Genomic DNA, 22,021 nt, shown 5'->3' on the forward strand with positions numbered 1-22,021 from the left:
TCGTGCCGTCGCAACGGAAGGACACGCGTGAACACCAACGGGGGATGGGATTACTTACCCTCCACGGCCGGCCCAAATCCCGCGTCATGAAGCACGTCGCCATTCTTCAGGAGTACGTCCCCTCCTACCGCGTGCCCTTCTTTCGTGCGCTCTCCGATAAGGCGCTCTCGGTTGGGGTACGCGTGGAGGTGCACGCCGGGCGGCCGATCGGTGATCAGGCCCTTCGGGGTGATGACGCAGGCGAACAGACGAAGGCCCGTCACATGCCACAGCGCGAGCTGTCTGCCTGCGGTCGCCGAGTGACGTTGCGGTCGCTGACCTCGTTACCTAACGACCTCGACCTGGTGGTGCTTGAGCAGGCCCGGCGAAATCTGGACACCTATCGACTGCTGCTGCCAAGACGAATGTGGCACGGGCAGAGGGTGGCTCTCTGGGGTCACGGACGCGACTATGTGAAGAAGGAACGCGCCCTCGACTCAGCAATTCTCGCCCGGCTCACCTCACGGGCAGATCATTTCTTTGCGTACACGCGCCAAGGCGCCGAGCACGTAATCGCGCAGGGCCGCCGCCGAGAAACAGTCACGGTTGTGCGGAATTCCGTGGACACCCAGGCTCTCCAAGCGGATCTCGCGGCGGTGTCCGCTGAGGATGTGAGGCAGTTCCAGCATCACCACGGGCTCACCGGCAAGACGTTGTTGTATCTGGGAGGTTTGGACCGAAGCAAGCGCATCGAGTTCCTCTTGGACGCGTTTGCCCGTGCCCACTCAGCTGACCCAGACATACGACTGCTCGTAGTCGGCGATGGGGACCAACGAGAAATCGTGTCTGGACGGCCGGGCGTGGTTCCACTGGGTCGGCTTACGGGCCGGGACAAATCGCTAGCAATGCGCGCGGCGAACGCCATCGCGAATCCTGGGCGAGTCGGACTCGTCGCCGTCGAGAGCATCATCGCCGAGTTGCCGCTGCTCACCGCAGACGGGGCGATGCACGCGCCTGAGTTTGACTACCTCGAAGAACTGGGGGCCGTTCTTCAGTCGCCGAACAGTCCGCACGCTTACGCGTCGCTTCTGGCAGCTGGCGCTGGAACTGGCGACCCTGCACTCCGGCCCGTACAAGACAGACTACGCGGCCCTCGACCCACATTCGGGATCGAGTCGATGGCCGATAACTTCTTGGAGGGCATCCTGTTGGCCATCAGGAACACCGGAGCGAGTCATGAATGACGCCGTGGAAGTCGTTCACATCCTCGACGAGCTGCGACCAAGTGGGGCCGAGGTGATGCTCATCGAGTCAAAGCCAATCTTCGAGGAGCACGGCGTGACCATGCGCGTCATCGCAACGGGAGCGCGAGTTGGGTCCCTGTCTGCAGAGTTTGAAGCACGCGGAGTCGCCGTCGCCCACTTGCCCTTCCGTGGACGACCATCCTTTCTGCGAGCCCTGAGGGGTTGTGTCCCGGCCCGAGCCGTGGTTCACGTACACACAGAGCGGGCTAGCTTCTGGGTCTGTCTCTACTTCAGAGCGCGCGGCTACCGCGTTGTGAGGTCAATTCACAGCGTCTTTGAGTTTACTGGCGCGCTGCGATTGCGCCGAATGGTGCAGCGTCGCGTACTCGCCGTGTGCGGAGTAAAGCTCATCGCCGTCACCCCAGCGGTCCAGGAGAACGAGTGGCGACGGTTCCGAGTCAGAACCCGGGCTATCAATAACTACTGTTCCCCTCGTTTCGCAGCGACGAGTCGAGAAACGCTTCCTGTCGACCGGACGCGCCCTAGCGCGGTCAACACGCCGGTTGTGGTCAGCGTTGGCAATTGCGGTCCCGCCAAGAATCACGAGGCGTTGCTCGAGGCCCTCAGGATCGCCGCCGATCGCGACACCTCGTGGAGGTACATTCACATCGGAGCGGAGGATCGAGCAACGGCCCGCGAGCTGGCACTCGTTGCAACCCTCCCTGCCGGAACAGTGGAATACGTCGGGGTTCAGGATCCGTTGCCTGCCCTGCAGCGAGCAGATCTGTTTGTGATGCCGAGCATCTACGAGGGACTTGGAATCGCCGCCCTTGAGGCCATCTCCGCAGGCGTTCCCACTCTCCTCGCCGACTCACCTGGACTTCGCACGTTCAAGTCCGCCGAGGGCGTGTGGTGGACGGCCACTGAGCCCGCCGCGATCGCTGATCAACTGGTGCGGATCGCGCAAACACCCCCGACGGAGTTGGTGAGGCGCGCCCAGCGTGCGCGCACTTGGGCTCTGTCCGCGTTCTCAATGCGACGCAGCATCGATGCGTGGTTGATCGAGTACGGTTCGACTCAAGGCGTAGGTGAGCATCGTTGAGGATTGGACTCCTTGGACCATCACAGCCCTCGGAGTTTGCGGACTTGTTTGGGCAGCCTGCGGCGGCAATGCCCGTAGGGCTAGGTGGGACCCCCGTCAACTTACTTGCGCGAGCGCTGATCGATCGTGGCCACCATGTGACTCTGCTGACGTGTTCGCCGGCGGTGACGGAGCTCAATTGGTGGCGGTCTGACGCCATGGATGTCGGCATCGTGCCTTGGAGGGCGCGCGCCCGGGACCGCGCCCTGACGGGATTCGCCACAGAGATCCGGTACCTGCGCAAGGCAGCGTTGGAATCCCGGGTCGACGTACTCCACGCGCATTGGACGTACGAGTACGCATTAGCCGCTCTAGGCACGCAAACGCCGACCGTGGTGACCATTCACGACGCTCCGTGGGCAGTTCTCCGGCACCATCGGGACGCTTACAGGGTCATCCGACTCCTGATGGCTCTCAGAGTCCGCCTACGGTCGCCTCGGCTCACCGCTGTGTCGCCGTACGTCGGCAATCAATGGCAGCGAAGCATGGGAGGTAGTGGAAGGATCACGGTGGTTCCGAACATTGCGCACGGCTACACAGGCGAACCCGTCGGCCGCGTGACCGGCCGGATTCTGACCGTGGGGAACAGCGACCCTCTGAAGAATGTCGCCGATGCACTGAAGGCATTCCAGTTGGCTAGGAGGTCGGCCCCGGAGTTGACGATGCGCCTTGTCGGGCCCGGCTTGGAGGCCGACGGTGCGCTAGCGCGCTCGATATCCGCTTCCCGGGGCGTCGCAGGCATTGAGTTTCTGGGCAGCCTCACCCACGACGCGCTGATGACTGAGATGGCAAGCGCGCAACTTCTCCTTCACCCAAGCCTGGAGGAAGCGCAGTGCATGGTCTTGAACGAAGCCCTCGCATCAGGGCTAACTATCATCGCGGGCGAGGAGTCCGGCGGTGTGCCGTGGTCGCTGGCGAACGGGGCGGCAGGGATGCTGGTCGATGTGACTTCCCCGATTGACATGGCGGATGCCATTCTTCACCTGACCCGCGCTCCACAGGCGCGCCAAGCACTACGGATGGAGGGACTCAAACTTGCTGCGGATCGGTATTCAGCGTCCGCGGTGGCCTCCGCGTACATCACGGTGTATGAGGAAATTCTTGGTCTCCAACACTAGAGGAAGCGCGTCTCATGACTCTCGAAGCTGGCCGCCGAACGGACTCCTGAGGGTGGTCTTGGCCCGCACCAAGCTGCGAGTGACCTTGGTGACGTCAGTCAACGGCTGGTAGGACCGAGCATGCGACGGTTCGCGTTCAACTAACTCGTTCGTCCAACCAACGTCTGCCTAGCTCTCGGCTGCATCGCGCCGTAGTTCCCGGTCGCGCTGGCGGCCTGCGGTTCGGGTCTGACGGGTAGTGCTCGGGCGGCAGTGAGGCGCTCGAGAGGCTCAGGGCCACTGAGCGTCGCCGAGCAGCCACACACTGCATCGTATGGCGTTTGCCCCGTAGCGAAGCGTCCCGTCTCCCATGCTTCAGCGTGATACAGATCGGCGCGGCCCGACCATGGCCCTCAGGTAGGGCTTGGCAAAGAAGACAGGCGCAAGAATCCCTCCGTGGCGACGACAGAAGGTCCACCACGCACGGAACGGGAGCCTCTTGACGCTACTGACCTGCCGTAGACGACTCCAGGGGCCACCGTTCGGGCGCCACTCCGGGTTCCGGGAACACCGTCCCACTACACCGGCAGGCTGCACCACGGCGAAACCTGCGCCACGAGCTCGCAAGCCGTAGTCGATGTCTCCAAACGCATGCGGGAAGGCGCTGTCGACACCTCCGATTGCACTGATAACGACCTTTGGTACCAAGACTACGTTCCCGTTGAGCGAATCACAGGTCTGCACATCGAGCGCAACGCCAACATTCTCAAACCGCATCCTGCGGAGCCCCGTGCCGCGTCTAAACCCGCCATAGGTTGGCGTCTGTAGGTCATCCACAAGTTGGCCAACCACGACTGCTCGGGGGTTCTCACGAGACGTCGCGAGGATGCGCTCGACACCGTCTTGGTTTAGGACCACGTCGTCGTTCAGCCAGAGGTGATAGTCGTGGTCACCCCTCTGAGCCAGCACCCCGGCACGGCTCATTCCAGCGCCCCAGAAGACGTTGTCTCCCAATTCCTCGAGGACCACCTGTGGAAACGCGGCCTTCACCTGGTCGACAGTTCCATCAGTACTTCCGGCATCCACCAGGTAGAAGGTGATCCCCACCTGAGCGCGCTTCGCAGCCTCTAGAACACTCGCAATCGCATCGATCGTCGTCGAACAGCGGTTGTGACTCGTTGCCAACACGCCAATTGAAGTCACCGAGCATGCCCTCCTTGGGCCTCTTGTTTCGCGGGTCGCGTGCACGTGCATTGGGCGTGCGGCGGGGTGGTCTTAATCTGCCGGCCGTTTCACATTTCAGGCACGTGCAAACACCTGCCTCCGCCGCAAGATCCGCCCTCCCGGTAAGGCCCACGCCATGAGAAGCCAAGCGAGAAATCCTGCCAAAACGGACCACAGTAGGATCACGCCACTCGACATCGACGCCCCGCCCACGAGCCGACCGGCTGCGACAGCTACCGTCGCGGCAACAGCCGCTGCACCCATGTGTAACGCGACGCTCCGCAAGCCGTGAGCGAACGAGGCGATGCCTCTGGTTCCTAGGCCATACAACATGAAGACAATCCCAACACCCATCATCGCCGGGTACGCAATCGCCGCCGCCACAGAACTGTTCGCGTAGATCGATAGCGCGCTAAGGCTCACACATATGGGCAGCATCACGGACTGAGCGAGGGTCACCTGCCTCACCGCACCCAGCGTCTGGCCCGCGCTAGCGGCCACCGAGAAAACGACATACAGGCCGTAGCCCACCGCCAATGGGATGACCATCTGCGCAGTCTCGTCCCATCCTCGCCCGAGCACTATCTCGACCGTAGGCCGGGCACACGCGGCGAGTCCGAAGAAGAGGGGAAAGGCGACCCAAGCCGACAGAGAGATCGCGTCCGTAACGGATGCGCTGCGCCGCTCACCTTCCGCGAGCCGAAAGAACGGCTGGACCGCGCGAACAATGGCCCCAGTCATCGCCAGCGCTGGAGTTTGGGTGAGGACAAGGGCCCGGGAGAACTGGCCCAGCTCCTCTGGGCCTGCGCCTCGACTCACGGCCCACACAGGAAGGGACATCAGCAAGAAGAAGACCAGATTCTGGTTTGACACCCTCCATGCAAAGCCAAGAACCGTCTTGATCCGTTGCGACTCGCCCTGCTCGTATCTGCGATGCGCCAGCGCGCTCGAGAGGACAAGAGTCACTATCGCGGTCACTGTCGGAGCCACAACCAAGGTGACCCCCACCCCGGTGAGCGCAATACAGGCAAGTCCGACACCCAAGCCTACGATCACGCTCACAACCTGAACTAGAGCGTCTGCCTTCGGCCTAGCCTGGCGTCGAAGCAGGGCCACGGACACGGCTGCGGGTGCGTTCAACAGCACCTGCACGCACAGCAGTCGAAGCATGATCGCTGCTTCGGACGTGCCAGCCCAAACGGCGACCCATAGGTCGGCGCCTACCCATACAACTAGCGCGGTCAGGATGCCAGCCGCCCAGGCGATCGACTTGATTGCTCGCGCGTTGTCGCGGGACATCGAATCCGCGGCAAGCGCGAAGGTGGCCAGCCCCGTAGTCATAAACAGCGCCACAAGTCCCGTCGCAGACATCGCAACGGCAAAGGCGCCGAACACCTCATCCTCGATGCTTCGAGAGGTCACGCTGGCGTAGGTCAGCTGTCCTAGCGCCACCACCATCTGAGCACCAGCCAAGAAGAGGCCACCAACCGCGACACGTCGACTCAGACTGGTACTCACGACGTCCCTTCTGGAAGTCCGAAATCAGCGGAGTAACTGCGAGAGGCGTGGCGATCGAAGCATTGCTAGAGAGGGAGGTGACACCTAACGCAGGATCCTGAGCCGAGCGAGCTAGTTACTCCCACGCTGCCTCCGTGGGCCCCAACGATAGACCGAACGATGGCTAGCCCCAGGCCAGTCCCCTGTATGTGGCGGTCCCGGGCGGCTCCGCCACGATAGAACCGAGTAAATAGTGCACTTAGATCGTCAGGCGACATCCCAAGCCCCGAGTCGATGACAGTTATCTCGGCCTTGTCTGCGCTCGCCACCAAGGCAACCTCGACGGACCCGCATGGGAGGTTGTATTTGATGGCGTTGGAAATGAGGTTGTCTACGACCTGCCGGATGCGGCCCGGATCGACGCCGACCACCAGAGTGTCGGGAAGCTTCGCGGTCAGGGTGATTTGGGCGGACTCCGCCCAAGGGCGAGCGGCCTCGACGGCGTCGTTCACGACCTCGACAAGGTCGCAGTCCCGCTTGTCGAGAGTGATGCCGCCGGCGCTGTCCTGCTGCACCTCAAGTAAGTCCGAGACCAACTGACGGAGGCGGAGGGCATTGCGCTCGACGGTCTGGATCCGCTTGATGACGTCGCCGGGCAGCGACGGGTCGTCAGCGAGCATTTCGAGGTGACCGAGGATCGAGGTCATCGGCGTACGGAGCTCGTGGGATACCGAGGCGACAAACTCGTCCTTGACGGTGAGCGCGTGCACGTAGTCGGTGACGTCCTTATAAGCGAGGGCAGCGCCTGCGAAGAGGCCAGCGTGGTCGCGGACCGAGCGGGCCGAGACTGACAGGGCGCGACGGGTGGCTGAATCGCAGCCGACCCAGATGCGTAGGTCGTCGAACTCCTCCCCGCGAACGGCCTTGTAGGTCGGCATCTCTTGCTCGGTGAGCAACGTGGTGCCGTCCTCGGCGTACACCTCACCGAGCTGACCGGCCCTTCCACGGTGACCGTCCGGGTAGGCCAAGCGCATGAAGTCTCGGTGGCGCCGGTTGACGGTCTGATAGTTGCCCTCGGCGTCGAGGAGCACCAGACCCACGTCGACGGTGTCGTGAACGGCCTCGGTACGACGGCGCTGCTGGTCGATCGTGGCCTGGGCAATGGCGAGCTTGCGCCGCGACTCATACTGCTCGGTGATGTCGAGGATCTGGCCGATGAAGTGGATCGGGGTGCCGTCATCCTCCCGCAGCAGCGCGACCGACAGGTCCGCCCAGACCACGCTGCCGTCCTTGTGGAGATAGCGCTTCACCATTCGGTAGGAGGTCCGCTCCCCCGACAACGTCTCCTCGAGCAGGTCGAGATCGGCATCGAGGTCGTCGGGGTGGGTGATCTCCTGGAACGTGAGCGCCCGCGCCTCCTCGGCGTCGTAGCCGAGCATCGTGCAGAACGCGTCGTTGACGGCGATGAACCGTCCCCCCGGATCGACCAGGGACATGCCCACCGGGGAGTGCTGGAGGGTGAGGCGCCACTGCTGGTCGCTGTCCGCGACTCGCTCCATGGGGGCGCCTTCCTCTGCGGGCCGATCCTCACGACCGGGGAGATCGTAATCCGCAGATTCCCCGCTGGGCGGGAAATTGATGCATACCCGGAGGTTTGAGTCGCGCGGCCGTGCGGAAGGGTGGAGCCGTGATGATCCTTCTCGGGGTCCTGGTCGTCTGGCTTCTCGCCTCCCCCCTCGTTGCACTGGTTGTCGGTCGCGCCCTCTCGAGGGGGTGGAGACCCAGGCACGGGGAGACCGTGCCGCTCGCTGCCGAGCCCCCGGCGGTCGAGTTCAGCCGCGTCTAGGTTTCTTCCACGTCGTCCGAGGTTGTTCGGAAATCTCGATCCTGTCTGCGGGACCTTGTCGAATGGTCCTCGTGTGGGGGACGAAGAGCTGGTGGAGACGGGTGAGGTGTCGGATGAAGTACGGGGACGACTGTCCGCACACGGCGCACTACCACCGCTAGGGACCGCCACGGCCTACCTCAGTTCGAGGAAGCCGCGGCGGACTCGGCTGCCGTCAGAGCGGAGGCGAGGTCGGATGTCTCCATGCGGGGGACGAAGAGCTTGTGGCGACGGGTCCGGTGCCGGCGGAAGTACGGGGACGGGTGTCCGCACACGGCGTACCACCACCGGTGAGTGCGTTAGTGGTCTCGGCCAAACGCTCGCTGCACTCGCTGCTCGACCACCGAGCCAGGTGGCGATGAGCTCGCGTGTTCGGGCGCGCGCTAGCCAGTGCGTGACTAGCGTTTGCTCGTGACGACTCGCCGCGCCGTACTGCTGCTGGCAGCGGCGCTGACCGCGCTGCTGGCGTGGACCGTCGCGTTGCCGCCTCTGCCAGGTCGAGAGGGCATGATCCTGCTCGGGATCTCGAGCGAGCACGGGGTGCACCTGAGCGACCTGCCGGCCGCCTTCGTCTGGGCGGTGGGGATGGCTGCGTGTGGGTGGTTGTGGCGGCGGTCGTAGGGGCGCGCGGCGGCGTACGCGCGTAGGTCGGTTCCGAGGGCTGTGGGGGTCTCGACAGGCGCTCGCTGGCGCTCGCTGCTCGACCACCTGGGTACAGCTCTGGTCTGGGGAAGTCTCGACGGGCTCGGCCAAATGGATTCAGGTCTGCTCTAGGCGAGGTCTCGACAGCCGCTCGCTTCGCTCGCTGCTCGACCACCTGGGTGCAGGTCTGCTCGACCACCTGGGGGTTGGTCTGCTCGACCACCTGGGTGCAGGTCTGCTCTCGGTGAGGTCTCGACGAGCTCGACCACATGGATTCAGGTCTGCTCTCGGTGAGGTCTCGACAGCCGCTCGCTGCTCGATCAACGGGGTACAGGCTGCTCGACCGACCAACGGGATACAGCTCTGCTCTGGTGCTCGATGCTCGACCACTTGCGTCCAGACCAATCCGATCCGGGTGTGAGGCCGAACACATCGCATCCCGGCTCATCTGAAGGGTCCGGGGCAGCATTGCTCAGCTTTCGCACCACGGGGGGGCGGGGCCGTGCCAACGCAAGGAGCAAGTGTCCATGACCCGCTCTCCACTCAACCCGCGGCGGCGCGGAGCAGTAGCACTGCTCGCCGCAGGTGGATTGCTGACCTCGGCCGGGCTCGCCGGTCTCGGTCCGATGTCCGCCAACGCATCAAGTCACCGGGAGGCCCCGCTCATTGCGGGGATGCCGCAATATGACAACACCGACCTCTACGCGTTCCGCAGTCCGGAGCGTCCCGGGTCGGTCACGTTGGCGGCGAACTGGATCCCGTTCGAGGAGCCCGGTGGCGGGCCCAACTTCTACTCCTTCGCCACCGACGCCCACTACGACATCCACGTCGACAACGACCACGACGCCAAGGCCGACATGACCTTCCGGTGGACGTTCAAGGACCACTACCGGTCCAAGGACACGTTCCTCTACGCCAACGGACCGGTCACGGGGCTCAACGACGAGAACCTGAACTTCTACCAGACCTACCGGCTGGTGAGGATCAAGGGCAACAAGACCCGGGTGCTCGTCAAGAACCGCAAGGTCGCGCCGTCCAACGTCGGCAAGGGCACGATGCCCGACTACGAGTCGCTGCGTGACCAGGCCGTCACCAACATCGGCAAGGCCGGGCGCTCCTTCGTCGGCCAGGCCGAGGACTCGTTCTTCCTCGACCTGCGGGTCTTCGACCTGCTCTACGGCGGCGACTTCTCCGAGACCGGTGACGACACCCTGGCCGGCTTCAACGTCAACTCGGTCGCGCTGCAGGTCCCCCGCCGCTGGGTCGCCAAGAAGCACGATCCGAAGAAGAACCCGATCATCGGGACGTGGACGACGACCTCGAAGAAGTCCGTCGGCGGCGGCTATCGCCAGGTCTCGCGCCTGGGCATGCCGCTCGTCAACGAGGTCGTGCTCCCGCTGAAGGTCAAGGACGCGTTCAACGCCTCCAAGCCCACGCAGGACGGTGCCGCGCTCGGCTACGTCACCGACCCGGAGCTGCCGAAGCTCATCGAGGCCGTCTACGGCATCGACGCTCCCGAGACGCCGCGCAACGACCTGGTCTCCGTGTTCCTGACCGGTGTGGAGGGCCTCAACAAGCCCGCCGGCAAGATCACGCCCAGCGAGCAGCTGCGACTCAACATGAGCACGCCCGTCACCGAGGACCCGAACCGACTCGGCGTCATCGGCGGCGACAACCAGGGCTTCCCGAACGGTCGGCGCCTCGCGGACGACGTCATCGACATCGCGCTGCAGGTCGTCGAGGGCGAACTGGTGGGGAACCCGAACGACCTCGGGGACGGCGTCAACCGCAACGACGCCGCGTTCTCCGACACGTTCCCCTACCTGGCCCTCCCGGTCAGCGGTAGCGACGCGGATCCGCACCCCACGGCCGGCGCGGGACCGGTCTCCTCCAGCGCCGTGGGCGAGGTCCTGCAGAACCGGACCGTGTCCATGTCTGCCCTCGGCGTCGGGATGGTCGCGCTCGTGATGGGTGGTGCCGGCCTGGCTCGCCGTCGCCGCACCAGCCACGAGGCCTGACCCACCAAGAAACGCCCGGTCGCGCGGCCACACCTTCCTGGTCGCGCGGCCGGGTCTCCACCCGAAAGGCACACCCGCATGCCACGGTTCATCGTCCTGGTCGCCCTCGCGCTCGCCCTGAGCGTCTCCGGCGGCATCGGCCTCGCCACCACCCGGGACTCCGAGCCCACCCCGCAGGCGGCCACCAGCCTCGCCCCGTCCGCCCCGGGCCAGGACCTCACCGGCACCATCGAGGCCCTGCAGGACACGCTGCGCCGGCTGCCGCAGGACCACTCGGCCTGGGCGACCCTGGCGCTGGCGTACGTCGAGCAGGGGCGCGTGACGGGGGTGCCCTCCTACTACGAGAAGGCCACCGACGCGGCCCGCGAGTCGCTCCGCGTCCAGCCCGACGACAACTTCGAGGGCCTCGCGGCCAGCGCCGCCATCGCCGCGGCCCGCCACGACTTCAGCGGGGCACTCGAGCTGGCCGACCAGTCGCTGGCGATCAACCCCCTCGGCCTGAGCGCGCTCGCGATCCGCGTCGACGCGCTCACCGAGCTCGGCCGCTACGACGACCAGCTGAAGGCGCTCCGCGTCGCCGACCGCCGCCAGCCCAGCACCGCCGTCGCCGCCCGCTACTCCTACGCCTACGAGCTGCGCGGCGACCTGCCGCGCGCCGCGTCGATCCTCGAGTCGGCGGCGAGCACCGCCGTACGCGCCGACAAGGCCTACCTCTTGACCCTCCTCGCCGACATCGAACGACGGCAGGGGCGGCTCGCCCAGGCCGGACGCGCGCTCGACATCGCCGAGGAGGCCGCTCCCGACTATCTCCCCGCGGTGGTGTCCCGGGCACGGTGGCAGGTCGCGCAGGGCGACCTCGCCCGGGCCGTGACCACCTGGACGCGGGTGGTCAGCGCCCAGCCGCTGCCCGAATATCTGACCGAGCTCGGCGAGCTCTATCTCCACCTCGGACGTCCCGCGGAGGCCCAGCGGCAGTTCGACGTCGTCGAGGCCACCATCACCCTGCTCGAGTCGGGCGGGGTCGACACCGACCTGGAGGCGGCCGTGCACGAGGCGGACCACGGCGATCCGGAGCGCGCCCGCGAGCTCGCAGCGTCGGAGTGGGGACGTCGGCACAGCGTCCACGTCGCCGACGCCTACGCCTGGGCGCTCCACCGGGTCGGCCGCGACGGACGCGCGCTCGACCTGGCGCGACGGGCCACGGCGCTCGGTACGCCGGACGCCCGGTTCTGGATCCATCGCGGCAGCATCGAGGCCGCCCTCGGGATGGACCGGGCCGCCCGCGTCCACCTGCGGCGAGGGCTCGACGGCGACCCCGGGCTGTCCCTGTGGCAGCGCGACCAGGCGCAGCGGGTGCTCGAGACGCTGGGAGGTGCGCGATGACCAGGCGCGCCGGCCTGCGGGTCCTGCTGCTGCTCGCCGCGACCATCGTCTGCCTCGCGTCGACGGCTGTGCCGGCCTCCGCCCACCCGCTCGGCAACTTCACGGTCAACCGCTACACCGGCATCCTGGTCTCGCCCGACGGGTTCACCGTCGACCACGTCATCGACCTCGCGGAGATTCCCACCGCCCAGCTCGGCGACCTCGCCGACGACCCGTCCCGGCTCGCCGACCGCGAGTGCACCTCGGCGCAGAGCGGTCTGGCGCTCACCGCCTCGGGGCAGCCGGCCGCGCTGACCCTGGTCGACGCCTCGGCCAGGTCGGCCGACGGCGAGGGCGGCCTGCCGACGACGCGCATCGTCTGCTCCTACGCGGCCGACGTCGAGATCGGCGCCGGCGAGGTCACGTTCGAGGACACCACCGCCCCCGGCTCCGTCGGGTGGCGCGAGGTCGTCGCCGTCGGCGACCGGATGACCCTGTCCACCACCGACGTCCCCGCGGAGAGCATCAGCAACCGGTTGAGCTCCTATCCCCAGGACCTGCTCCAGTCACCGCTGTCTGTCTCCTCCGCGACCCTGACCGTCGCGCCGGGCGGCCCCGCGGGCACCCTCCCGGGGACGGACCGAGGCGCCGACCCGAGCGGCGCCGAACCGGGCTGGCTGTCCGCGCGCGCGACGGCACTGGTCGACGACGGCGGCTGGCTCGCCGCGGCGCTCGCGCTGCTGGTCGCGCTCGCCCTCGGCGCGACCCACGCGCTCTCGCCCGGCCACGGCAAGACCGTCATGGCGTTCTACCTCACCCAGCGCGGCGACTCGTCCTGGCGGGCGGCCCTGTCCGTCGGCGGCGCCGTCACCGCCGCCCACACCGGATCGGTCCTGGTCCTCGGGCTCGCGGTGTCGCTGAGCAGCAGCTTCGTGCCGGCCCGGATCTATCCGTGGCTCACCGTCGCGACGGGTCTCCTGATCCTCGGCCTGGGCCTCTACCTCCTGCTGCGGCTGCGGGTGGACGGCGACAGTCACAGTCACGGCCACGGCCACGGCCACGGCCATGGGCATGGGCACGGCCATGGGCACGGTCATGGGCACGACGAGCACGCGGCGCCGTCCCCGGCCGGCGGTACGACGACCGCGGTCGCCGAGCACACCCACGCCACCACCCCGGCCCCCTCGTCACGGCGCGGTGGCGTGTGGGTGATGGGCCTGGTCGGCGGGTTGGTGCCGAGCCCCTCGGCGCTGCTGCTCCTCCTCGCGGCGGTCGCGGTCGGCCGCGCGTGGCTGGGCCTGTTCCTGGTCCTCGCCTTCGGCATCGGGATGGCTGCCTCCCTCGCCACGGTCGGCCTCCTCGCCCGGGGCATGGTGGTCCGCCTCGAGACCGCCGCCCTGCGGCGGGGACACCTCGGGACGCAGGTGAGGCTGTTCCTGCGCTACGGCGCGGCGCTCGGCATCTGTGCTGTCGGGGTCGGGGTCATCGTGAAGACGCTGATCCAGCAGTAGGACGGTCTGGTCGTCAGCGCTGGGCGAGCAGGTCGACGCGGAGGTCGTCCTCGGGGAGGCGGTAGTCGGCGTCGACGGAGACCACCCGCTGTCCGGTCCAACCCCCGGCGTCGGTGGGGACGTGCGACAGCGGAGGATCCGGGCTGCCTGTGGACCCGGATCCTCCGCTGTCAGGTCAGGTCACTCCGAGCAGTGGCCGGGGCCGGTGAGGCCGTTGTTGTAGGCGTCGAGCGTCGCCGCCAGCGCCTTGATCTCGTTGGCCTTCGCCCTGGTCAGCGTGAGCCCCTGCGCCGGAGTCTTGCTCGCGAAGAAGGTCTCCGCGCTGGCGAGCGCCGACGTCACCGCCGCGGGCGCCGAGGCACCGTTGAGGACGTTGAGCTTCGCGGCCATGTACTGGTGGGCGAGGATCCAGTAGGGGTTGCCTGCCGGTGTGGTCCAGAAGGCCTGGTACCAGCTCTTCCCGCTGAGGAAGAACGTCGTGCTCGCGCCGCTCGGTCCGACCTGGAGCCAGGCGTCGTCGTACGGCGCCGGCCCCATCAGGCTGTGGGTCTTCCAGTAGCCCTGGGTCAGGGTGCAGCCGCCGCTCGGGACCTTGATGACCACGGTGTGGTCGTCGCAGTCACTGATCGACTTCGACCCCTCGTCCGAGGTGAAGCACGCGGTGTTCACGAAGGTGCTGTCCTCGGTGTAGGGACCGATCTCGATCGAGTAGGTGTAGCGCGTTGTCGCGCAGGTGTCGCCGAGGACGCCACCCGCCTGCACGTCGGAGACCGTGACGCACTCGTGGAGCTCGGTCGTCGGGGTGGCGAAGGCGTACGGCGCGGTGCCGGTCGTCGTCCGCTCGGGTCGATCGCCGGCGGTTGTCTTCACCGTCGCCGTGTTGGTGCCGCTGGCGCCGCTCGTGAGGTCCGCCGAGTAGGGGCAGGTCACCGAACCGCCGTCCGCCGGGACCGTCGACGCGGAGCACGCGACCTCACCCGTGACGAGGGAGTCGGTCACCGACGTCACGCTGAGCGCGACCGGCCACGGGTTCGTGATCGTGATGACGCCGGAGACCTTGAAGTCGGAGTCGACGGGACCGACCTTCGTGACGTCGACGGTGTAGTTGACCAGGAACTTCTGGCCGGGCGTCAGCGTCAGCTCGGTCTGGTCGCCGTCCTTGACGATGTCCCAGTCCCAGGTGCGCTTGAACGACGTGGTCGCCGTCTTGCTGACCTGCGGGCGGAAGTTGTAGCAGAACTCGATGTGCGAGATGGCCGCAGGACCTCCGCTGGCGTTCACCGGCGGATAGAGACCACCGTCGGACGAGCTCGGGCCGGGCGGCTCGTAGACGTAGGAGTTGGCCGCGTTGCTGCCCTTGACGATGACGCCGCTGGCCGGCGGGGTCGACGTCCAGTCGACCTCCTTGGTCGTCGCGTTGTAGGACCACGACACCTGACCGATCGGGGTGTCGAAGGTGCCGGGTTGGTCCTCGGCACCACCGGAGCTGGGCTTGTACCCGAAGTCGTAGCCGAGGTCCGTGCACCTCGGATTCCCGTCGACGAGTGCCGGAGTGACACCGGCGTCGCTGGGCGGGGTGGTCGTGTCGGCCGTCGAGGCCGTGGTGCTGGTCGCCACCAGCAAGCTGGCAAGGAGGCCTGTCGCCATCCCCGCCGTCGCGATGCGTCGCTTCATGTCCATGCGCTGAGTCCCCCCACCGCCCCTGCCCGAGCCGGCGGCAGATCATTCGGTTCCGGGGGAGGGTCCCCCGCGAGATTGGTACGGCCTGGACTCGGTCGAAGGGAAGACTTGTGGACAAGATGTTCCGTTCCTGTGAACCGCTGTCGGCGAGTCGTGGTCGCGCCGTGGAGTCAACGCCCAGCCGGGGTAGTCACATGACTACGCCTGCACTGGGGTCAGGACATGCAACAGCCCCGACCGCCGAGGGCGGCCGGGGCTGCTGCGTCCGGATCAGATGAGGACGTCGACCTCGGCGACCGAGCCGCGCTGGGCGGTGACCGCGTCGTCGCGCGGGTCGGCCTTGGGGGCCAGGGTCCGCAGCGTCCACCGGCCCTCGCCGGCGAAGAACCGGAACTGGCCGGCGTCGTCGGTCGGGACCTCGGCGGTGAACTCACCGGTCGCGTCGAGCAGGCGCACGTAGGCGCTGCCGACCGGCTCACCGCCGCGGGTGACCGTGCCCTGGATGACTGCTTCCTTGGTCAGGTCGATGCCCTCGATCGAGCGGCCTCCGACCACGGCGCCGCACCCCATCAGGCCTCACCCTTCTCGTCACCGAGGGCCACGGGCACGCCCACGAGGGAGCCGTACTCGGTCCACGAACCGTCGTAGTTCTTCACGTTGGCCTGGCCGAGCAGCTCCTTGAGGACGAACCAGGTGTGGCTCGAGCGCTCGCCGATGCGGCAGTAGGCGATCGTGTCCTTGCTCCAGTCGACGCCGGCCTCGGAGTAGATCTCCTTGAGCTCGTCGTCGGACTTGAAGGTGCCGTCGTCGTTGGCCGCCTTGCTCCACGGGACGCTCGCCGCGGTCGGGATGTGGCCGGCGCGCTGGGCCTGCTCCTGCGGGAGGTGGGCCGGGGCGAGCAGCCGCCCGGCGTACTCGTCGGGGCTGCGGACGTCGACCAGGTTCTGGGCGCCGATCGCGGCGACGACCTCGTCGCGGAACGCGCGGATCGAGTGGTCCTGCTCCTGCGCGGAGTAGGAGGTCTGCTCGCGCGTCGGGAGCTCGTCAGTCAGCTCGCGGGAGTCGAGCTCCCACTTCTTCCGGCCGCCGTCGAGGAGCTTGACGTCGGAGTGGCCGTAGAGCTTGAAGTACCAGTAGGCGTAGGCGGCGAACCAGTTGTTGTTGCCGCCGTAGAGGACGACGGTGTCGTCGTTGGCGACGCCGCGCTCGGAGAGCAGCGCCTCGAACTGCTGGCGGTTGACGAAGTCACGGCGGACCTGGTCCTGCAGGTCGGTCGTCCAGTCGAGCTTGATGGCGCCCTTGATGTGGCCCTTGTCGTAGGCGGAGGTGTCCTCGTCGACCTCGACCAGCACGACGTTGTCGTCGTCGAGATGCTGCTCGACCCAGTCGGCGGTGACGAGTGCGGTGTCGCGGCTCATGGTGGTGCCTTTCAGTTGCTGATCAGTTGGAGGTCGCGGGGACGACCCGCTTGGTCAGGAGGTAGAGCTCGCACCCCAGGCAGAAGCCCGTGGTGGCGTTGAGCAGGGCGGCGGCCAGCGCGAAGCCGACCGCGACCAGGCCGACCGTCGTGGCGCCGGCCGCGAGCGCGACCAGCCCGACGGAGGCGAAGCCGAGGCCGACGGCCTGGGCGAACCGCGGCGGTGCGGCGTCCTCGAGCTCGGCCGGCGGACCGAGGCGGGGACGCAGCAACGTGCGGAAGAGCAAGGAGTACGGCGTGTGCTGGACGCCGCTCACGGCGCCGATCGCGAAGACCGCGGTCTGGGCGGCGAGCAGCGCGAGGGCCAGCGGCCCGGGCGCGGTGAGCAGCACGACGGCGAGCACGAGGCTGGTGAGGGCGGCGGCGACGCGGGCGCCGCGCGGGTCGATCTGGGGGTTGGGCATGTCATGAGTCCTGGGGTCCGTGGCGTGCGGGAACGGAGTGGGCACACCCGGAACGTTAGTCGACCAAACGACTAGACAAAAGGCAGAAAGCCTCCGGGGCGCCCTAGGACATGCGACACATGGCCGAGCGCACGAGGCAGTGGTCCACTGCGCGGCGCTTGGTCAGCATGGTCGAGGACATGCTCGGAACTGTAGGGGTCGTCACGCCTGGGTCCCATCGCGCGTCTCGTTTGGCGAGACGACTGTCTGCAATGCGGACAGCACCTGCTCCTTGCGGGGGGCGCCCGCGGCGCGCGTGACCTCCTGGCCGTGGGCGTCGAGCACGAGGGTCGTGGGCGTGCGGAGCACGCCGACGCGGCGGACGAGCTCGAGGTGCTCCTCGGCGTCGACCTCGACGTGGGCGACACCCGGGACCACGTCGGCGACGTCGGAGAGGATCCGCCGAGTCGCGCGGCAGGGCGCGCAGAACGCACTGGAGAACTGGAGCAGCGTGGCGCGCTCCCCCAGCTGGTCGGCCGGCAGGATCTCGACTCGCTCGCTGGCGCTCGCGGCTCGATCACCGACCTCGGCGACTCGCTTGACCTCGTGGGTGCCGCGGAACCGGCCGTCGGCGTACGCGCGCCACGCGCCGAAGACCGCCACGAGCAGCACGCTCGCGACGAGGATCCAGGCGCCGGTGGTCATGTCGGGGTCAACGCCACGACGTCGTCGATTTGTTCCATCAGCGAGGCCTCGCGAGAGAGGACTGTGGGCGCCACCCAGGCATAGTGGCGCCCACAGAAGGACCCCGGAGGGGGGCTCCGGGACAGCCTCAACCAACCATCCGTCGGGCTCGCTGGCAATGGCAGCGACGCGGTGTCGCGGCAAAAATTCGTCATCCGCGGTCGGCCAGGCGTCGTCGCAGCCGGGCGACCTCCTCCTCGAGCGCGATCACGCGGGCCACACCGGCCAGGTTGAGTCCCTCGGCCAGCAGGTCACGGATGCGGTGGAGCCGCTCGACGTCGGCCTGGCTGTAGCGGCGGGTGCCGCCGTCGGTGCGCTCCGGCTCGAGCAGCCCGTGGCGCTCGTAGACCCTCAGGTTCTGGGCGGGCATCGCGACCATCTCGGCCACGACGGAGATCGCGTAGACACCTCTCCTCGACATGCGTGCCGGACCCCCTTGAAATCTGTGTGGCAAGGAATCTATAACAGTGGTTGCAGGTTACATCGTCCGACATCACCCACGACAGACCCAGAGGAGGACTCGTGATGTTGCTCCGCACCACCGACCCGTTCCGTGACTTCGACCGCCTGACCCAGCAGCTCCTCGGCACCACCAACCGCCCCGCGGTCATGCCGATGGACGCCTGGCGCGAGGGCGACCGCTTCGTCATCGAGTTCGACCTGCCCGGCGTCAGCCGCGACAGCATCGACCTCGACGTCGAGCGCAACGTCCTGACCGTCCGCGCCGAGCGCGTCGCCCGCAACGGCGACTGGGAGATGCTGGCCACCGAGCGCCCCCGCGGCGTCTTCAGCCGTCAGCTCGTCCTCGGCGACAACCTCGACCTCGACCGGATCGAGGCGGCCTACGACGGCGGCGTGCTGCGCCTGACCGTGCCCGTCGCCGAGAAGGCCAAGCCGCGCAAGATCAGCGTCGGCGGGGCCGAGGGCAGCGACCGTCAGGCGATCGAGGCCTGACCACTGCGGGGACCCCGGGGGCTGCGCCTCCGGGGTCCTGGCACGTCAGCCGCCCGCGAAGGGCGGCAGGAACTGGATCTCGTCGCCGGGGCGGATCACGACCTCGACGGGATCCTCGGTCGCCACCGGCCGGTCGCCGACCAGGACCGAGCAGACCTCGAGCACCCCCGCGAGACGGCCCTCCGGGTGAGCGGCCACCACCCGGCGTACGACGTCGGCGAGCGTGGTCTCGCCCTCGACCGGCAGGTCGTCGTGGTCGGTGCCGGCGGCGGCGCGGGCTGCTGCCCAATAACGGACAGTCACGGATGCGGTGCTCATCGTTGACTATCCTTGCAGGCTCAACCACCCGTGAGGAGGCCGGCGATGACCAACATCCTGCTGCTCACGAGCGCGTTCCAGCCGTCCGCGGAGGTCATCCCCGCGCTGGCACTGCTGGCCCACCCGGTCAAGGTCCTCCCCGCCGAGGGGAGCGCACTGCTCGACGCGCCCCACGCCGACCTGCTGCTCGTCGACGGCCGCCAGGACCTCGTCGCCGCGCGCGACCTCTGCCGGCTGATCCGCACGACCGGCGTCGACGTCCCCGTCCTGCTCGTCCTCACCGAGGGCGGGCTCGCGGCCGTCAACCACGACTGGGGCATGGACGACGTCGTCGTCAACACGATCGGCCCCGCCGAGCTCGAGGCCCGGATGCGGCTCGCCGTCGGCCGGCTCGCCGCCGCCCGTGACGCCGACGACCCCGAGGCCCACGTCATCCGCTCCGGCGAGGTCGTCGTCGACGAGGCGACCTACACCGCCAAGCTCGGCTCGCGCACGCTCGACCTCACCTTCAAGGAGTTCGAGCTCCTGAAATATCTCGCCCAGCACCCGGGGCGCGTCTTCAGCCGCCAGCAGCTGCTCCAGGAGGTCTGGGGCTACGACTACTTCGGCGGCACCCGCACCGTGGACGTCCACGTCCGCCGGCTGCGCGCCAAGCTCGGCCCCGAGCACGAGACGCTGATCGGGACCGTCCGCAACGTCGGCTACCGGTTCGTGCTGCCGACCAAGGACAAGTCGGTCAAGGACGCGCCCGCGCAGTCACAGGACGCTTGACGCCCTCCTCGCGTACGGTCGAGGCGTGGACGCCGATCGACTCCGACAGATCGCCGACGTCGCCGCCGACTCCGAGGCCGCCGACGGTGCCGCCCCGATCGACGAGGCGACCTGGCTGGCGCTGCGCAACCGGCCCGACGACGTCGCCTGGTGGGTGACCGACGAGGGGTTCGCGCTCGTCATCGGCGGCGACCTCTCGCTGGCTGTCCGCCCGTCCGCGCGTGAGCGGGGCGTCGCCGGGTCGCTGCTGGCCGACGCCCTGGCGGCGTACGACGGGAGCCTGCGGGCGTGGTCCCACGCCGACCACCCGGGGGCCGCGAAGCTCGCCGCGCGCCACGGCTTCGACCGGGTCCGTGAGCTGTGGGTCATGCGGCGGCCGGGGTCGAAGCCGACCGGGCCCGTCGCGCTGCCCGAGGGCGTCAACATCCGCAGCTTCCACCCCAAGGACGAGGCCGAGCTGCTGCGGGTCAACTCCGAGTCGTTCCACTCCCACCCCGAGCAGGGGCAGATGTCGGCCTCCGACTTCGCCGAGCGGACGGGTGAGCCGTGGTTCGACCCGTCCGGGCTGCTGGTCGCGATGCGCGGCGGGCACATGCTCGGCTTCCACTGGACCAAGCAGCACTCCGCCGCGCTGGGCGAGGTCTACGTCGTCGGCGTCGCGCCCGAGGCGCAGGGCATGGGGCTCGGCAAGGCGCTGACCCGCGCCGGGCTCGACCACCTCGCGGGACGCGGGGTGAGCGAGGTCGAGCTCTACGTCGAGTCGGACAACGCCGCCGCGATCCACGTCTACGACGGGCTCGGTTTCACCCACGACGACCGCGACACCCACGTGATGTACGCGCGCTCCTAGACTCGCCGCCATGACTTCCATCGCCGTCGTCGGACTCGGCTACGTCGGCCTCTCGGTGGCCGCCCTTCTCGGGCAGAAGCACCCCGTCGTCGGCATCGACATCGACGAGTCACGGGTCTCGCTGCTGCGCCAGGGCAAGAGCCCGATCCACGACGACGTGCTGTCGGAATACCTCTCCGAGCGCGACCTCGACGTCACCTTCACGACCGACACCGCGGCGTACGCCGACGCGGAGTACGTCGTCGTCTCGACCCCCACCAACTACGACCCCGAGACCGACGCCTTCGACACCGAGTCGGTCGAGGCGGTCGTGCGCGACGTCATCGCGGCCAACCCGTCGGCGACGATCGTCGTGAAGTCGACGGTGCCGGTCGGGTTCGTGACGGGGCTGCGCAAGCGGCTGGGGACCGACCAGGTCATCTTCTCCCCCGAGTTCCTGCGCGAGGGCCGCGCGCTCGAGGACAACCTCCACCCCTCGCGGATCATCGTCGGCGAGAAGTCCGACCGTGCACGCAAGTTCGCCGACATGCTGGCCGACTGCTCGCTCGAGCCCGACGTACCCGTCCTCCTGACCGACCCGGACGACGCCGAGGCGGTCAAGCTCTTCGCCAACACCTATCTCGCGATGCGGGTCGCCTTCTTCAACGAGCTCGACTCCTTCGCGATCGCCCACGGGCTGTCGTCGCGCGAGGTCATCGAGGGCGTCGGGCTCGACCCGCGGATCGGGTCGCACTACAACAACCCGTCGTTCGGCTACGGCGGCTACTGCCTGCCGAAGGACACCCGGCAGCTGCTCGCGAACTACTGGAACGTCCCGCAGAACCTGATGCGCGCGATCGTCGACGCCAACACCACGCGCAAGGACTTCATCGCGATGGAGATCATCAAGCGCGAGCCCGCCGTCGTCGGCGTGCACCGGCTGATCATGAAGGCCGGGTCGGACAATTTCCGCTTCTCCTCGATCCAGGGCGTGATGAAGCGGATCAAGGGCAAGGGCATCGAGGTCGTCGTCTACGAGCCCGAGCTCGAGGAGGACACCTTCTTCGGCTCGCGCGTCTCCCGCGACCTCGCCTCGTTCAAGGCCGAGTGCGACCTGATCGTCGCCAACCGGATGGTCGGCGAGCTCGACGACGTCCGCGACAAGGTCTTCACCCGCGACCTCTTCGGCGGCGACTGAGCGCTCGTCCTCGCGGTAGTCCGGTTGATTTGTGCTCCGAACCGGGCGATTCCGAGCACAAATCAAC

21 protein-coding genes are annotated in these 22,021 nt (G+C 67.8%); 11 read left to right on the forward strand and 10 right to left on the reverse strand.

Going from position 1 to position 22,021, the window contains the following annotated elements; all coding sequences use genetic code 11:
- Positions 1 to 86: 86 nt before the first annotated feature.
- The 3 genes from ABD091_RS06600 to ABD091_RS06610 all read left to right on the forward strand — a co-directional run bounded on the left by ABD091_RS06600 (position 87) and on the right by ABD091_RS06610 (position 3,482).
- Positions 87 to 1,223, forward strand: a complete 1,137-nt coding sequence (locus ABD091_RS06600) for a glycosyltransferase (RefSeq protein WP_343916632.1) — start codon at positions 87 to 89, stop codon at positions 1,221 to 1,223.
- Positions 1,224 to 1,590: 367 nt separating this feature from the next.
- Positions 1,591 to 2,325 (forward strand): glycosyltransferase family 4 protein, encoded by a 735-nt coding sequence (locus tag ABD091_RS06605; protein ID WP_343920898.1) that lies wholly within the window; start codon positions 1,591 to 1,593, stop codon positions 2,323 to 2,325.
- A 68-nt stretch (positions 2,326 to 2,393) separates the two neighbouring features.
- Entirely contained in the window at positions 2,394 to 3,482 is a 1,089-nt protein-coding gene (locus tag ABD091_RS06610; protein WP_343920900.1) for a glycosyltransferase family 4 protein, read from the forward strand.
- A gap of 354 nt (positions 3,483 to 3,836) precedes the next feature.
- Here ABD091_RS06610 and ABD091_RS06615 read toward each other — a convergent pair whose 3' ends face one another.
- From ABD091_RS06615 to ABD091_RS06625, 3 genes are all read right to left on the reverse strand, one after another.
- On the reverse strand, positions 3,837 to 4,715 hold the full coding sequence (locus tag ABD091_RS06615) for a glycosyltransferase family 2 protein (protein WP_343916634.1): 879 nt from the start codon (positions 4,713 to 4,715) through the stop codon (positions 3,837 to 3,839).
- Between the two features lie 45 nt (positions 4,716 to 4,760).
- Entirely contained in the window at positions 4,761 to 6,203 is a 1,443-nt protein-coding gene (locus ABD091_RS06620) for an oligosaccharide flippase family protein (protein ID WP_343916636.1), read from the reverse strand.
- 65 nt (positions 6,204 to 6,268) lie between these two features.
- Positions 6,269 to 7,741: a sensor histidine kinase gene (locus ABD091_RS06625; RefSeq protein ID WP_343916638.1), complete on the reverse strand. Its 1,473-nt coding sequence runs from the start codon at positions 7,739 to 7,741 to the stop codon at positions 6,269 to 6,271.
- A gap of 737 nt (positions 7,742 to 8,478) precedes the next feature.
- On the opposite strand from ABD091_RS06625, the gene ABD091_RS06630 reads away from it, so the two are divergent.
- The 4 genes from ABD091_RS06630 to ABD091_RS06645 all read left to right on the forward strand — a co-directional run bounded on the left by ABD091_RS06630 (position 8,479) and on the right by ABD091_RS06645 (position 13,600).
- The gene (locus ABD091_RS06630; protein WP_343916640.1) at positions 8,479 to 8,688 is read left to right on the forward strand and encodes a hypothetical protein; all 210 of its coding nucleotides are present in this window, start codon (positions 8,479 to 8,481) and stop codon (positions 8,686 to 8,688) included.
- 647 nt (positions 8,689 to 9,335) lie between these two features.
- Positions 9,336 to 10,727: a DUF4331 domain-containing protein gene (locus ABD091_RS06635; RefSeq protein WP_343920902.1), complete on the forward strand. Its 1,392-nt coding sequence runs from the start codon at positions 9,336 to 9,338 to the stop codon at positions 10,725 to 10,727.
- Positions 10,728 to 10,805: 78 nt separating this feature from the next.
- Complete coding sequence (locus ABD091_RS06640; protein ID WP_343916642.1) at positions 10,806 to 12,110, forward strand: tetratricopeptide repeat protein; 1,305 nt, start codon at positions 10,806 to 10,808, stop codon at positions 12,108 to 12,110.
- Positions 12,107 to 13,600, forward strand: a complete 1,494-nt coding sequence (locus ABD091_RS06645) for a HoxN/HupN/NixA family nickel/cobalt transporter (protein ID WP_343916644.1) — start codon at positions 12,107 to 12,109, stop codon at positions 13,598 to 13,600. Before ABD091_RS06640 ends, ABD091_RS06645 begins: the two co-directional genes overlap by 4 nt.
- Before the next feature lie 180 nt (positions 13,601 to 13,780).
- Here the strand turns inward: ABD091_RS06645 and ABD091_RS06650 are convergent, their stop codons facing one another.
- The 6 genes from ABD091_RS06650 to ABD091_RS06675 form a co-directional block, all read right to left on the reverse strand.
- A complete protein-coding gene (locus tag ABD091_RS06650) occupies positions 13,781 to 15,274 on the reverse strand; it encodes a hypothetical protein (RefSeq protein ID WP_343916646.1) in 1,494 nt (497 codons plus the stop codon).
- A gap of 276 nt (positions 15,275 to 15,550) precedes the next feature.
- Complete coding sequence (locus tag ABD091_RS06655; protein WP_343916648.1) at positions 15,551 to 15,850, reverse strand: DUF1416 domain-containing protein; 300 nt, start codon at positions 15,848 to 15,850, stop codon at positions 15,551 to 15,553.
- A complete protein-coding gene (locus ABD091_RS06660; RefSeq protein WP_343916650.1) occupies positions 15,850 to 16,698 on the reverse strand; it encodes a sulfurtransferase in 849 nt (282 codons plus the stop codon). The genes ABD091_RS06655 and ABD091_RS06660 overlap by 1 nt, the downstream gene beginning before the upstream one ends.
- Before the next feature lie 22 nt (positions 16,699 to 16,720).
- On the reverse strand, positions 16,721 to 17,161 hold the full coding sequence (locus ABD091_RS06665; protein ID WP_343916652.1) for a DUF4395 domain-containing protein: 441 nt from the start codon (positions 17,159 to 17,161) through the stop codon (positions 16,721 to 16,723).
- Between the two features lie 201 nt (positions 17,162 to 17,362).
- Positions 17,363 to 17,845 (reverse strand): thioredoxin family protein, encoded by a 483-nt coding sequence (locus tag ABD091_RS06670; RefSeq protein ID WP_343916654.1) that lies wholly within the window; start codon positions 17,843 to 17,845, stop codon positions 17,363 to 17,365.
- Positions 17,846 to 18,035: 190 nt separating this feature from the next.
- On the reverse strand, positions 18,036 to 18,305 hold the full coding sequence (locus ABD091_RS06675) for a MerR family transcriptional regulator (protein ID WP_343916656.1): 270 nt from the start codon (positions 18,303 to 18,305) through the stop codon (positions 18,036 to 18,038).
- 104 nt (positions 18,306 to 18,409) lie between these two features.
- On the opposite strand from ABD091_RS06675, the gene ABD091_RS06680 reads away from it, so the two are divergent.
- The gene (locus tag ABD091_RS06680; RefSeq protein WP_343916658.1) at positions 18,410 to 18,838 is read left to right on the forward strand and encodes an Hsp20/alpha crystallin family protein; all 429 of its coding nucleotides are present in this window, start codon (positions 18,410 to 18,412) and stop codon (positions 18,836 to 18,838) included.
- A gap of 45 nt (positions 18,839 to 18,883) precedes the next feature.
- Here ABD091_RS06680 and ABD091_RS06685 read toward each other — a convergent pair whose 3' ends face one another.
- Positions 18,884 to 19,156, reverse strand: a complete 273-nt coding sequence (locus ABD091_RS06685; protein WP_343916660.1) for a MoaD/ThiS family protein — start codon at positions 19,154 to 19,156, stop codon at positions 18,884 to 18,886.
- Positions 19,157 to 19,201: 45 nt separating this feature from the next.
- Between ABD091_RS06685 and ABD091_RS06690 the strand changes: the two genes are divergently transcribed.
- Genes ABD091_RS06690 through ABD091_RS06700 form a run of 3 tightly spaced genes read left to right on the forward strand, consistent with a single transcriptional unit; the run spans position 19,202 to position 21,954 of the window.
- Positions 19,202 to 19,927, forward strand: coding sequence for a winged helix-turn-helix domain-containing protein (locus ABD091_RS06690; protein WP_343916662.1), 726 nt, complete (start codon positions 19,202 to 19,204; stop codon positions 19,925 to 19,927).
- Positions 19,928 to 19,952: 25 nt separating this feature from the next.
- Positions 19,953 to 20,777 (forward strand): mycothiol synthase, encoded by an 825-nt coding sequence (gene mshD, locus ABD091_RS06695; protein WP_343916664.1) that lies wholly within the window; start codon positions 19,953 to 19,955, stop codon positions 20,775 to 20,777.
- Between the two features lie 10 nt (positions 20,778 to 20,787).
- Positions 20,788 to 21,954, forward strand: coding sequence for a nucleotide sugar dehydrogenase (locus ABD091_RS06700; protein ID WP_343916666.1), 1,167 nt, complete (start codon positions 20,788 to 20,790; stop codon positions 21,952 to 21,954).
- Positions 21,955 to 22,021: the final 67 nt, after the last annotated feature.

The sequence above is a fragment of the Nocardioides aestuarii genome, assembly GCF_039527245.1.
In the GTDB taxonomy this organism is placed as follows: domain Bacteria; phylum Actinomycetota; class Actinomycetes; order Propionibacteriales; family Nocardioidaceae; genus Nocardioides; species Nocardioides aestuarii.